Origin of the sequence: Alkalilimnicola ehrlichii, from assembly GCF_003399765.1 — a bacterium.
Classification (GTDB): domain Bacteria; phylum Pseudomonadota; class Gammaproteobacteria; order Nitrococcales; family AK92; genus AK92.
In genome coordinates this window covers 77,271-90,419 of record NZ_NFZV01000010.1, presented here as the reverse complement: position 1 = coordinate 90,419, position 13,149 = coordinate 77,271, and the positions used below count along the sequence as shown (strand labels likewise).

The following is a 13,149-nucleotide window of genomic DNA, read 5'->3' as shown; positions in this document are numbered from 1 at the left end:
ACTAAGTTTGCCCCTCTCGTGGGATATAGTCACCGACCATTGGGAAGTGAGAAACGTTACGACGGGTAAAACTTGCCAAGAACGAATCGGCCCAATGAAACACGTCATGGTATTTCACTATCCGCCGTAGCCGCTGCATCCGCTCCTTGCGCTCCTTCTGACTCATTTCGAAGGCTCGATAAATGCTGTCCGCAACATCTTGAATATTATAGGGGTTGACGAGTAGGGCCGCGGATTGTAGTTGTGCTGCGGCACCGGCAAACTCGCTGAGAATCAATACGCCATCGTTAGTTGTCTGCGACGCGCAGTACTCTTTAGCGACTAAGTTCATGCCGTCCTTAAGCGGAGTAATTAGGGCGATATCCGCCATTTGGTAGTAGGCGATCAGCGATGCCTGATCTAGGCTATGGAACATGTAGTGGATCGGAACCCAGCCCGCCTGGGTGTATTCGCCATTAATGTTGCTGATGAGCTGTTCGATCTCCTGGCGGAGTCGGTGGTAGTCCGGAATATCGAGGCGGCTTGGAACAACGTGTTGCACTAAGGTAACTCGCCTGCGTAGTTCGGGGTAACGCCGCAAGGCATCGGCAAAGGCTTCCAGCTTATTCGGCAGACCCTTCGTATAGTCCAAGCGGTCGACGCCGAGGATGATCGTGCGCCCGTTCAGGCTTGCTTGTAAGCGAGCCGCTTCCGCATGAACCTCGCGGGATTCCGCAAGATTAGAGACGTAGTCGTAATCGATTCCGATCGGGAAGCAGCCGACGCTGATCTCTCTTGCCGGCTCTGTCGGGACGCGAAGGTTGATAACGGCTCCGCTACCGCTGGTGTGCACGTCATACAGCGTACGAACGCATTGGAGAAAATTGCGGCGGTCGCGAACCGTCTGAAAACCTAGCGAGTCGAATTCCAGTAAGCTCTTCAAAATCTCGAAACGCCAAGGCAATTTCAGGAAGATCTCTAGCGGAGGAAAGGGTATATGAAGGAAAAACCGGCCTTGCTTCGGTAGCCGTCGCGTCTTAGATAACGGGCCACTTCCATCAAATGATAGTCGTGCACCCAAATGAAGTCGTCTTCCCGATAGGTCTGCTTGATCGCTTCGGTGAACTTGCGGTTGACTCGTTCGTAGATGTCCCAATAACTGGGGTCGAAGTTGCAATTGGTGACGAGGTCGTGGAATAGCGGCCAAATGATTTCGTTGGAAAACCCGTAATAGAAGCCGGACTCTTCTTCGGCGGACAAGTGCACCGGCTCGTAATCGAAACCCGATTTTTCGCCGCCGCGCCGAACACGCCGCGCATATCGTCTGGGTTTTCCGCCGTAGCCCCTGGCCATCCAATCCAAACGCCTCCCCGTCGCCGTAGGACTGGAAGCATGGCGCTGACCAAGCCTCCGCTACTCGGTTCGGCGGACCAAATGCCGTCTTTGTTTTGCATGGTAAGAGGCAGGCGGTTGGAGACAACGATCAGCCTGCCTCGGCTGTTCGTATCCATAATTCGCATAAGCAAACCCCGATTTCACAACTCGTAAGAGATAGCTTGAGAAACCACCGCCGCAGCTTGGATGTGGGGGCGTCGACGGTGAAGGCAAGCGAATGCTTCTGCTGAAAATTACCTTGAAAGTCCCCATAACTCAAGAGGCTGGAGGCGCCGCCGCAGTCGCTTTCGAAGGTATGGCCGACGTGGCCTGAAGAGTGTCAGCGAAAGTTTTGTAGGGAGCGTTTGCGTGTCGTCCACTGCTGTGTCACAGCCGCGTATCAACGATTACGGCGTTGTTGGGGATTGCCGAACAGCTGCGCTAATCTCTAGGTTAGGATCCATCGACTGGTTATGTTTGCCTCATTTCAGCGCACCTTCGCTGTTTGCCGCTATTCTCGATGGGGAGAATGGCGGGCATTTCTCCCTAACGCCCAAACGCAGGGTGCGGGTCGAGCGTCGTTATCGAGGCGATACGGCTGTATTGGAAACGCTGTTTGTCTGCGAGACGGGTACAGTTAGGTTAACCGATTGTATGCCTATCAATACCGACCCGGAGGGGTGCCCGATCCAACCTCAACGCGAACTGTTACGGTTGGTCGAGGTGTTGGACGGGGAGATCGACTTAACGGTCGATTTCCAACCGCGGCCGGAGTATGCGGCGCGCCGTGCCGAGCTGGTAAAGCGCGGCCGACTGGGCTGGCAATACCGTTACGGTAATCGGCTCCTGGTACTGGCGAGCGATGTGGCGCTGGAACCGAGTGCCGACGGCCGTGGCTTACACGCGGAGGTGCGTGCCAAGGCAGGGCAGCGCTTACATTTTTCCGTGTGCTTCACCGAAGGCGATGTGGCCACGTTCCCGTTGCTTGGCGAGGCGGCCGAGGAGAGAGTGGCGGCGACCTGCCACTGGTGGGAGCGGTGGAGCCGAATTTGCCGCTATCAAGGGCCTTACCGGGCGCAGGTCGTGCGCAGCGCCATCACGCTCAAGCTCCTCGACTATGCTCTCTCGGGGGCGGTTTTAGCCGCACCGACGGCTTCCTTACCGGAAAACATCGGCGGCAGTCGCAATTGGGATTATCGCTTTTGCTGGTTGCGGGATGCGGCCTTTACCTATCGATCCTTTATGGATCTTGGCTACACCGACGAAGCCTCCGCGTTCCTTGAATGGCTATTGCACAGTACGCGGTTGACGTGGCCGGAACTGCAGGTGTTGTATGCAGCGCACGGCGAAATCGACATCGACGAAACCGAACTCAAGCAGTTTAGCGGCTATCGCGGTTCGCGGCCGGTGCGCATCGGTAACGGCGCGCAGGACCAGCTCCAGCTCGACGTCTATGGGGAAGTGGTTCTTGCCGCGTATGACTATGTGCTCAGCGGCGGTCGTCTCGACCCGTTCGAGCGGCGGATGGTAGCGGGACTTGGGCATACGGTTTGTCGTTTATGGCGCAAAGCCGACGAAGGTATCTGGGAAATCCGCGATATTCCGCGCCATTACACCTACTCGAAGTTGATGTGTTGGGTTGCGCTGGATCGTTTACTCCAGCTGCACGAGAAAGGACAGTTGTCGATACCGGTAGCAAAGTTTTACCGGGAAAGGGCGGCTTTGGAACAGGCGATCAATGCGCGAGGCTTTAACGCCAGCCTTAACAGCTTCGTCGGCGCTTTCGATGGCGATCAGGCCGACGGCAGCTTGTTGCTGATGGCGCGCCGGGGTTTTCTGGACGCCCGCGATCCGCGCATGGTCGGCACGTACGACTTTATCGAACGCGAGTTGGGAAGAAACGGCCTGATTTATCGTTATCACACGGACTACGACCCCTTGCCGGAAGGCGAGGGTGCGTTTTGGGCCTGTTCGTTTTGGGCTGTCGATTGCTTGATCGAACAAGGTCGTATGGATGAGGCCCGCGAGCGTTTCGAGCATGTGGCAGGTTTTGCCAACGAGCTTGGTCTAATGGCGGAAGAGTTGGAGCCGGACAGCGGGCTTTTTTGCGGGAACTTTCCCCAAGCCTACAGCCATTTGGCATTAATTGACGCCGCCATGGGTATGGAGCGTCGCCGGGTCGGGAGGGAAGAGACCTAGTGGATGTCGGGAGCGCTTTACTTTGGGGGTTTGTCGCCAGCGCCGCGATGATTACCATTTTGCAAGGCAGTCAAAGCTTAGGGTTGTCGCGACTTAATCTTCCTTTTTAGTTGGCACGGTGTTCACTGCTGACCGCCATAAGTCGGTCATCCTCGGGCTTGGTCTGTACTGGGTCGGGGGCTGGCTATTTGCTTTCGTTTACGTGCTTATTTTTACCTCCCTCGGCTTCTCCAGTTGGTGGCTCGGCGGCATTCTCGGCTTATTGCATGGTGCTGCGCTGCTATCGTGCATGCACATGCTGTCGCATATCCACCCTCGAATTGCGAACGAGTATGATGGGCCGAGCCGGACTCGGCGGATCGAGCCGCCCGGCCGCTTCGGGCTGAACTACGGGCCGCGGACTCCGCTAACGACTCTGCTCGCGCAACTGGTATACGGCCTGATTCTGGGGAGCTTTTACCAACCGCCTCCGCAGTAGTCGTTTGCCTCTTATCAGTGGTTCGAACCGAAAAACATCTCCGGCAACCTGATAAGGGCGTCCTAACGGTGATGATGGCGATAACGGATCACACCTGCCGCCAGTGCTGCCGTCACCGCGCTACCGAGCCAGGCTCGGTTTCGAGATAGCAGGAATTGGATGCTGGAATTACGGGCTTCGCTATCGAACCGGCCATGACTCCCGTAATCGCCTTTCGGCGCGGAGAATAAATTGTCCGGGCGCCCCGCTAACGCGCGCTGTTCGGTGAGTTGGCCTTCCCAGGCGCCTTTAGCCATGTACCAGTCCATAATGCGGGGCGCGAGCTTCTGGCCAAGAATGGCCAGAACGCTGGTCGCTCCAACCGAGACTTCCCGTCGCGGATGGCGAGCAGTCCAAGCTATCGCTTGTGCCGCCACTTCCGGCTGATAAATGGGGGGCACGGGCTGCGGACGATAATTCATCCGGTTTCGGCCCCACTCGAATTGCGGCGTATTAAAGGCGCCCAACTGCACCATGCTGAGTCGAATCCGGCTGCCTTCGTAGATGAGTTCGCTGCGCAGAGAATCGGTGAATCCGCGAATGGCGTGCTTAGCTCCGCAGTATGCCGCTTGCAGGGGAATAGCGCGATATGCCAAGGCTGAACCGACTTGAATGATTGTGCCGGAATCCCGGCGTCGCATACGCACCAAGGCGCTCCGGGTGCCGTTGACCGTACCCAGATACGTCGTTTCGGTAACCTGACGGTATTCGTCTGGAGTAATATCGTCGAAACGCCCGAATACCGTAGCCATAGCCGAATTGACCCATACGTCGATTGGGCCGAGTTCGCGCTCGGCCCGTGCTGCGGCCTGCTCCAGGGCTGCCGGGTCGGTGACGTCGGCCTGCAAGACCAATGCCCGTCCCCCTTGCCGCTCGATGGCCGAGCAGGCCGAGTGCAGCCGCTTTTCGCCTCTGGCGATCAATCCGACGGCATAGCCCTGGCGCGCGAATTCAAACGCAGTTGCGCGTCCAATGCCTGCGGATGCACCCGTGATAACAACCACCTGTCGCGACTTTCTGCTGCGCTTTATCATGCTGCCTCCTTGGCTCAGGCTGAAAATGCCAGCGTCGTCATAATGCTCAATTCCGCTTGTCGCGAGTCGAGTCGGGTGTGCTGAACGACAATGGGTACGTTAGATTCGATAACGCTGGCGAAGTCGGTATCTTTGGGAATCGGTTCGGGTTGCTTTAACTCGTTAAAGCGTAAATGCAGAGTTCGACGAGCGGGTACGTTGGCAACAAAGGGGCCTGCCGGCTCGCGATCGGCGAAATAGATTGTTATTTCGACATGTGCATCGACATCGCCGGCGTTCAATAAACATACCGTTTCGTGACTTTCTAAAGCTCGACCCGACCCCGTACTGCCTGAGGGGATGTAGCCTTCGGCAATAGCCCAACGGGTTTTACCAATCGCTTGCGGCATGTCGCCCTCCTTGCTGTTGTAAGGCCTGAAATAGAATTTCGGCGGTATGCCGCGCGCCGGCGGGTGTTATGGGCAATCTGTTCGCGGCAACTGAATCCGTTGGTAACGATAAGGGTGTCGTCAGGCGCTTCTCGTACCGCCGGTAGCAGCACCGTCTCGCCTACTGCCTGGGCAATGTCGTAATGCGCCCGTTCAAAACCGAAAGGCCCCGACATGCCGCAACAGCCTGAGTCGAGCTTGTGGCAGTCGATACCTGCGCGGGTTAATAAGCGGCCGTCGGCATCGGCATCTAACACGGCGTGTTGGTTGCAGTGCACATGAATTAAGGCGCGCTGGTTAAGTTGTGGCGGCTGGTAATCGGACTCGGTCAGGAACTCGCTAAATAAATAGCTCTGATTGGCAACCGGTGTCGCTCGGGGGTCGTCGGCTAACATGTTCGGTAGCTCGTCACGAAAGACGGCAATACAGGATGGTTCCAAGCCTACCAGCGGGATGCCCTGAGCCATCCAGGGATAAATGGTATCTAGCGTTTGCCGCAATTGTCGGCGCGCGGTATCCAGCATGCCCCATGCATACAGGGGACGGCCGCAACAGACGGAGCGCGGGGGCAGTAACGGTTTGTAGCCAGCATTCTCAAGGACGGCAACGGCAGCCCGAGGAACTTCGGGATAGAAAAAATTGTAGAACGTATCCGGCCAGAGGAGGACGGGCTTGCCAGGTGGGCGACGACGCCTGCGGCTAAACCAAGCTCGGAAGCTCTGTTTCGCATAGCGGGGCAGGGGGCGCTCGGGGTGAATATTGCCCAAGCGCTTGGCGATCCCGCTAATGCCGGGCGTTTGCGTCATACCGTTCGCGAGCGTCGGCACCCAGGCTGCCAAGCGCGACCACCAATAAATCAACCCCATGGCGTAGGCGGTGCGGGGCCGAAGGCGGCGTCGATAGTAGTGGGCGTAGAATTCGGCTTTATAGGTAGCCATGTCGACGCTGACCGGGCAGTCGCTTTTACAACCCTTACACGCTAAGCATAGATCCAGGGCGTCGAGAACCGCCTTATCCCGCCACCCCCGCAGCAAGGAGTCGTTTCGCGACATCTCAAACAATAGGCGGGCGCGGCCTCGGGTTGAGTGTTGCTCGTCACCGGTCGCCCGATAGCTTGGGCACATGACGTCGCCGTGAAGGCTGCGACAGGCGCCGACGCCAACGCAACGCAGGCTGGCATCGACGAAATTACGATTGTCTTCCGGGTAGGCGAAGTAGGTGGCCGGCGCCGGTGGGCGAAGCTTGGGCCCAGGCGGAGATTCTCGTCTAAGGCGTAGGGTTTAACGACTTTGCCGGGGTTGAGCTTGCCTTGCGGATCCCAGATTCGCTTGAATGCTGCAAAAGCCTCGACCAGCTCGGGTCCAAACATCTTCGGCAGTAGCTCGGCGCGAGATTGGCCGTCGCCATGTTCGCCGGACAAAGAGCCGTCGTACTGCAACACTAAGTCGGCCGCGGCCTGGACGAAACGGCGGTAGCGAGCTATTCCCTCGCGGCTAAATAAGTCGAAGTCGATTCGTACATGAATGCAGCCGTCGCCAAAGTGGCCGTAGAGCGAACATGCATAGCCGTAACGATCTAATAACGCCCGAAATTCGCGCAGATAGGCACCCAGTTTAGCGGGAGGGACTGCCGCATCCTCCCAGCCTTCCCAGGCGTAGCCGCTATCGCGTGTCTTGGCAGTCGCGGCGAGGCCGGCTTCGCGGACTTTCCAGAGCTTGGCTTGCTCGTCGGGGTCGGTAACGATGCGGCCGGTTATGGCGGTCGCTTCCTGCCGTAGGCACTGCAATCCCGCCTCGGCTTTGGCGCGCGCGGCGCCACATTCCTCGGCGCCGAATTCGGCTAATAGCCAGCCGCCTCCCTTCGGCAGTAAGTGCAGCTTGTCCGTATGCAGCGATTTCTCGTGCATTTGCCGGACGAGCACGTCGTCCATGCCTTCTAGGCCGATAGGGTGACTCTCAAGCAGGGCCGGCACGGCATCGGCAGCTTCATAGACCGAAGGGAAACCGACGACCAACAGCGCCCGTTCCGGTGGCTGCGGCACGAGTTCGAGCTCGGCGCCGGTAATAAGGACGCACGTGCTTTCCGTACCTGCCAACGCGCGGGCGATGTTGCAGCCGCGCTCCGGTAGTAGTTCGTCTAGATTAAAGCCGGACACTCGCCGCGGTAGATTGCGTGGAAAACACTCGCGGATAAGGTTGGCGTACTTGTCGCGGAAGGCTCGCAAAGCCGCATAAATTTCGCCACGGCACCCGCCTTGCGCGATAATCCGTTCGAAATCCGCTTCGCTGGTTGGGCCTACCCGCATTCGCAGGCCGTCGTAGGTAAGAATATCCAGTCGAGCCAAGTTATCGGCTGTTCTCCCCGTCTGCACCGAGTGCACGCCGCAGGAGTTGTTACCGATCATGCCGCCCAGGCAGATATGGTCGTGAGTCGAAGGGTCGGGGCCGAACGTCAGCCCATAAGACTGCGTTTGGTCGCGGAGTTCATCCAGAATCACTCCCGGTTCGACCCAGGCGCGCCTCCGCTCCGGATCGATTTGCAGAATGCGGTTAAGGTATTTGCTGGTGTCGATGATAACCGCTTCGTTGCAACACTGTCCTGCCAGGCTGGTGCCGCCGCCACGCGCCAGCACAGGGAGCGCGTACGAGCGACAAGCGTCGACCACGGTTTCCAGCTCTCGTACGGTGTGTGGCAACACGACGCCTAAGGGCAATTGCCGGTAGTTCGAAGCATCGGTGGCATATAAAGCTCGGCTGCCCTCGTCAAAGCGGACATCTCCCGTTATCTGGGACTGAAGTTCCTCTGCTAACGCTTTGTAAGCAAAAGCATTCTTGTCGCGCGCCTGAGCCATAGCCTGATCCTTTACTTACCGCGCTACCTGTCAGAGATAAAACCCATTAACTCAGATACCAAACCGGACGCAGATGAAATTTGCGCTTGCGCGGCATTTGCTTAATGAGCTTCCGGCCATACGCATTAGAAAGAGGTTTATTAATGGGTGCTGGCCGAGCGAGACGTACAGAACCCAAGGCGTCGACCAGGGTGCTGTAAACGGCAAAAGGCCCGCCATGGGCTTTATCAACGCTTTGCGAGCGCCAACGCTCTTCGCGATGCGGAGCAACCGATCTTAAGGTGCGGCGAAAGGAAGGACATATGGCCGAGACAGTCGGGGATTTTATTATCCAACGCTTACATGACTGGGGTGTGCGCCGGATCTACGGTTATCCGGGCGATGGCATTAACGGTTTAATGGGAGCGTTGAATCGGGCGTCGGACAAGATGCATTACGTACAGGTCCGGCATGAGGAAGATGCGGCTTTTATGGCCTGCGGACATGCTAAGTATTCCGGGGAGGTCGGTGTCTGTTTAGCGACTTCCGGGCCAGGCGCCATACATTTGCTTAACGGTCTATACGACGCCTACAAGGACAATCAGCCGGTTGTTGCTATCGTCGGCCAACAGGCGCTGATGTCGATCGGTAGCGGCTATCAGCAAGAAGTGGACTTGGGCGCGTTGTTCAAAGACGTCGCCCACGAATACGTTCAAATGGCTTCCACGCCGGGGCAGGTGCGCCATTTGATCGACGAAGCGATGCGGATCGCCAAGGCCAAGCGCTGCGTCACCTGTGTCATCGTTCCGAATAACCTGCAAGAGCTCCCCATGGAAACGCCCCCTCGCAAACATGGGTCGAATTTCTCCGGGATCGGCTATTCGCATCCGCGTGTTGTTCCGACGCCGGAAGAGTTGCTGCGCGCGGCGGATGTCTTAAACGACGGCAAACGGGTGGCGATTCTGGTCGGCGCGGGTATTCGCGACGCCGCCGAAGAGGTGATAGAGGCCGCCAATCTACTCGGCGCGGGCGTTGCTAAGGCGATCCTCGCGAAGACGATGATTCCGGACGATTTGCCTTTCGTTACGGGCTCTATCGGCTTGCTGGGTACTAAAGCGAGCGCCGATATGATGGAGTCGTGCGACACGCTATTCATGATCGGCACCAGCTTTCCGTATACCGAGTTTTTGCCGGAAGAGGGGAGCGCTCGGGGAGTGCAGATCGATATCGAACCGGCCCATTTAGGCTTGCGCTACCCGAACGAAGTCAATCTCCACGGCGATGCAAAATTAACGCTCAAAGCATTGATGCCAATGCTTAAGAAGAAGAAAGATCGCTCCTGGCGCAATCGTATCGAAGCCAGTGTGGCGGATTGGTGGAAGGTGGTTGAAAGTCGCGCCATGAACGAGGCCAATCCCATTAATCCGCAGCGGGTGTTTTGGGAGTTGTCCAAGCGTTTGCCGGAGAACGTTATGCTGAGTGCCGACTCGGGTTCGGGTACCAACTGGTATGCCCGCGACCTGATGATCCGTGACGGCGCGATAGGCTCCCTGTCGGGCGGTTTGGCAACCATGTGTTCGGGCGTGCCGTATATCATCGCTGCCAAGTTCTGTTACCCGGACCGGCCGGCGATTGCCATGGTCGGCGACGGGGCGATGCAAATGCTCGGCATCAACGGCCTGATAACGATCTCGAAATACTGGCGCGAGTGGGAAAACCCTAAGCTCGTCGTGCTCGTGCTTAACAACCACGATCTTAACCAAGTAACCTGGGAACAGCGGGTTATGGAAGGGGATCCGAAATTCGAGGCCTCGCAAAATATCCCGGATTTTGACTACGATAAATATGCGCAATCGCTCGGTTTGATCGGGCTGAGTATGAATACGCCGGAGGATATCGTGCCAGTGTGGGAAGAAGCGCTGATGGCCGAGCGACCGGTCGTCATTAACGCGCACACGGACCCCGATGTCCCGCCGTTGCCGCCGCATATCAGCCTCGAGCAGGCGCGGAAATATACCGCGTCGCTCTTCAAAGGCGAGCCGAATGCGGCAGGTGTCATACGGCAATCGATGAAGGATGTCGCAGCGAGCTATATAAGGCGGCGTTAACGCATGGTTTTCTCGACGACGAGTAATAATATCGCTATCGAATGTTTGAGCGGCAATATTGCCGCTCAAACCGACATCGATGCGGTGGTCAATGCCGCCAACGCGCAACTTATGCCAGGAGGCGGGGTCGCCGGCGCGATACACCGGGCGGCAGGCCCCGAATTGGCGGAAGCGTGCGCGCCTTTGGCGCCGATCGCGCCAGGGCAGGCCGTCGTTACCGGCGGTTATCGATTACCTAATCCTTACGTGATCCATTGCCTTGGCCCCGTCTACGGCGTTGACGAGCCTGCTGCGGAACGGCTGGCAGCGTGTTATCGCAATGCCTTGCGGCGAGCGGAAGAGCAAAGCATGCAATCGTTGGCATTTCCGGCAATCTCCACCGGCGCTTTCGGTTATCCGTTCGACTTGGCCATGCGCGTTGCTTTCGCAACCGTACTCGAACAAACTAATACCTTGCAAAGCGTGCGGTTAATACGGTTCGTTTTTGCGGACGAGCGCGCTTGCGATAATGCCGTCGAGATCCTGCAAACACTTACCTCATAGTGCTTCGATCACCTGTTGCGGCGAAAGCCGCACGTTGTCACTTCGGCAATTGTTCTCATGCAAGCCGGCGCGGATCATGGCAAACTGTCGCCCGGTTAGTTAATGGCCGGGACAATAAAAAAGAGACGTTAGGCGCTGAATGGAAAAGCGTCAAAGACTGCGCAAGAGGGCTAAGCATGAGTCATTATAATGCTCCAACACGCGATATGCGCTTCGTTATCAACGAATTGTTAGGGCTAGAGAAACTGGCGGAGCTGCCGGGCTTGGAGGAAGCCAAGCCGGATCTTGTCGACGCCATCATCGAGGAAGCTGCGCGTTTTAGCGGCGAAGTCCTTGCCCCTCTGAATCGGGTAGGCGATACGGACGGAGCGAAGCTAGAAGGCGAAACGGTTCGCGCAACCCCAGGTTTTGCCGAAGCCTATCAACAGTTTGTCGAGAGCGGTTGGAATGGTGCGGCGGCTAGCCCGGAGTACGGCGGCATGGGTTTGCCGGAAGTGGTTGCGACAGCAGCACAGGAGATGTGGCAGTCGTCCAATATGGCGTGGGGCCTGTGCCCGATGTTGACGGCCGGGGCTATCGAAGCGCTGAAGCATCACGGCAGCGACGAGCAAAAGTCGCTGTACCTGGAGAAGATGGTCAGTGGGCAATGGGCCGGCGCTATGGATCTTACCGAGCCGTCGGCCGGTTCCGATTTGTCGGTGATCCGCACGCGTGCGGTACCCGAAGGCGATCGTTACCGGTTGTTCGGGCAGAAGATCTTCATCACTTGGGGCGAGCACGAGATGGCCGAGAACATCGTTCATCTCGTTCTGGCCCGCACTCCCGACGCACCTGCCGGTGTGAAAGGTATCTCGCTGTTTATCGTACCGAAGTATCTTGTCAACGCGGACGGCAGCCTCGGCGAACGGAACGACTACCGTTGCACGGCTTTGGAACACAAGCTCGGCATTCACGGTAGCCCGACCTGTGTTATGTCGTATGGCGATAATGAAGGCGCTATCGGTTATCTGGTCGGCGAAGAGGGCAAAGGCCTAGCCTACATGTTCACCATGATGAACGAGGCGCGCCATAAGGTCGGGGTGCAAGGCCTGGCCATTGCGGAACGGGCCTATCAACAGGCCGTCGCTTATGCCCGCGAGCGCGTGCAAGGGCGGCCAGTGGGGCATAAGGACGCCAATCCTGTACCGATCGCACATCATCCCGACGTCCGCCGTATGTTGATGACGATGCGCTCGGCTATCGAAGCAATGCGTGCCTTGGCCTATTCAGCCGCCGCGTCTATGGACGAAGCGCGGCACCATCCGGATGCTGAACGCAGAGCGCACCAGCAAAGCCGTGTCGATCTGTTAATCCCCATCGTTAAAGGCTGGTGCACCGAACTCGGCCTGGAAATGACTTCCTTAGGCGTTCAAGTGCATGGCGGCATGGGTTTTATCGAAGAAACCGGCGCGGCCCAGCACTTACGCGATGCGCGCATCGCGCCCATCTACGAAGGTACCAACGGTATCCAGGCGAACGACCTGGTAGGCCGTAAGTTGCTGCGGGATAACGGGCAGGCAATGCAAACTTTGGTTGCCGAGTTGCGGCAGAATATTGCGTCGCTTAGCGAACTCACGCCGCTTGCCGGTTGGCAGCAGCCATTAAACGCAGGGCTTGAGCAACTGGAGGCAGCCACCGAGTGGTTGTTAAGTAACGGCGCGGCCGATCCGGTACAAGCGACGGCCAATTCTTACCATTATATGATGTTGGCAGGTTACGTTACCGGCGCCGGCCTGATGGCTCGTGGCGCCTTCCTTGCGCAACAAGCCATCGACGCCGGCAGCGACGACCCCTTCTATCGGCAAAAGCTGGCTACGGCGCAGTTCTATATCGAACAGCTGCTACCTCGCGCCAAAGCTCATGCGGAGAGCGTAAGCCATGGCTCCTCGGCCGTGATGGCCATTCCGGTCGACGAGTTGTAATCGACGTCTGCTCGTATAGCCGGGGATACCTGATGACGGTATCCCCGGCTTTCCCCCCACACACCTTGTCCTATGCCCTTCGTTTGCCGCTCTGCGGATAAAACCTGCCCGATTTCCCCCCGCTTGAAAGCGGATCGAGAAAACCCATTATTTCCTTGCAGTTGAAGATGGTCTTT

At 57.6% G+C, this 13,149-nt stretch carries 8 protein-coding genes and 3 pseudogenes; 5 read left to right on the top strand and 6 right to left on the bottom strand.

What is annotated here, in order from left to right; translation table 11 throughout:
• Position 1 precedes the first annotated feature (1 nt).
• Positions 2 to 1,332: pseudogene (locus tag CAI21_RS11330) on the bottom strand (alpha,alpha-trehalose-phosphate synthase (UDP-forming)).
• A gap of 390 nt (positions 1,333 to 1,722) precedes the next feature.
• Between CAI21_RS11330 and CAI21_RS11325 the strand changes: the two are divergent.
• Together CAI21_RS11325 and CAI21_RS11320 are read left to right on the top strand one after the other, a co-directional pair.
• Positions 1,723 to 3,552, top strand: a complete 1,830-nt coding sequence (locus CAI21_RS11325; protein WP_220348032.1) for a glycoside hydrolase family 15 protein — start codon at positions 1,723 to 1,725, stop codon at positions 3,550 to 3,552.
• Positions 3,553 to 3,670: 118 nt separating this feature from the next.
• A complete protein-coding gene (locus CAI21_RS11320) occupies positions 3,671 to 4,030 on the top strand; it encodes a hypothetical protein (RefSeq protein WP_220348029.1) in 360 nt (119 codons plus the stop codon).
• Between the two features lie 62 nt (positions 4,031 to 4,092).
• Here CAI21_RS11320 and CAI21_RS11315 read toward each other — a convergent pair whose 3' ends face one another.
• The 5 genes and pseudogenes from CAI21_RS11315 to CAI21_RS24855 all read right to left on the bottom strand — a co-directional run.
• On the bottom strand, positions 4,093 to 5,103 hold the full coding sequence (locus CAI21_RS11315) for an SDR family oxidoreductase (RefSeq protein WP_116302386.1): 1,011 nt from the start codon (positions 5,101 to 5,103) through the stop codon (positions 4,093 to 4,095).
• A 14-nt stretch (positions 5,104 to 5,117) separates the two neighbouring features.
• Positions 5,118 to 5,492, bottom strand: coding sequence for a sensory rhodopsin transducer (locus CAI21_RS11310; RefSeq protein WP_116302385.1), 375 nt, complete (start codon positions 5,490 to 5,492; stop codon positions 5,118 to 5,120).
• Positions 5,408 to 6,469: a (Fe-S)-binding protein gene (locus tag CAI21_RS24865; RefSeq protein WP_258868939.1), complete on the bottom strand. Its 1,062-nt coding sequence runs from the start codon at positions 6,467 to 6,469 to the stop codon at positions 5,408 to 5,410. The genes CAI21_RS11310 and CAI21_RS24865 overlap by 85 nt, the downstream gene beginning before the upstream one ends.
• Positions 6,470 to 6,529: 60 nt before the next feature.
• Positions 6,530 to 6,655: pseudogene (locus tag CAI21_RS24860) on the bottom strand (hypothetical protein); the annotation flags it as partial.
• Positions 6,656 to 6,828: 173 nt separating this feature from the next.
• A pseudogene (locus CAI21_RS24855) lies at positions 6,829 to 8,382 on the bottom strand (FAD-binding oxidoreductase); the annotation flags it as partial.
• Between the two features lie 302 nt (positions 8,383 to 8,684).
• Between CAI21_RS24855 and CAI21_RS11300 the strand changes: the two are divergent.
• From CAI21_RS11300 to CAI21_RS11290, 3 genes are all read left to right on the top strand, one after another.
• Positions 8,685 to 10,469 carry a thiamine pyrophosphate-requiring protein gene (locus tag CAI21_RS11300; protein ID WP_116302384.1) on the top strand — a complete coding sequence of 595 codons (1,785 nt, stop codon included), beginning with the start codon at positions 8,685 to 8,687 and terminating at the stop codon, positions 10,467 to 10,469.
• 3 nt (positions 10,470 to 10,472) lie between these two features.
• Positions 10,473 to 11,012, top strand: coding sequence for a macro domain-containing protein (locus tag CAI21_RS11295; RefSeq protein ID WP_116302383.1), 540 nt, complete (start codon positions 10,473 to 10,475; stop codon positions 11,010 to 11,012).
• 176 nt (positions 11,013 to 11,188) lie between these two features.
• Positions 11,189 to 12,973 (top strand): acyl-CoA dehydrogenase, encoded by a 1,785-nt coding sequence (locus CAI21_RS11290; protein ID WP_116302382.1) that lies wholly within the window; start codon positions 11,189 to 11,191, stop codon positions 12,971 to 12,973.
• The last annotated feature ends 176 nt before the right edge of the window (positions 12,974 to 13,149 follow it).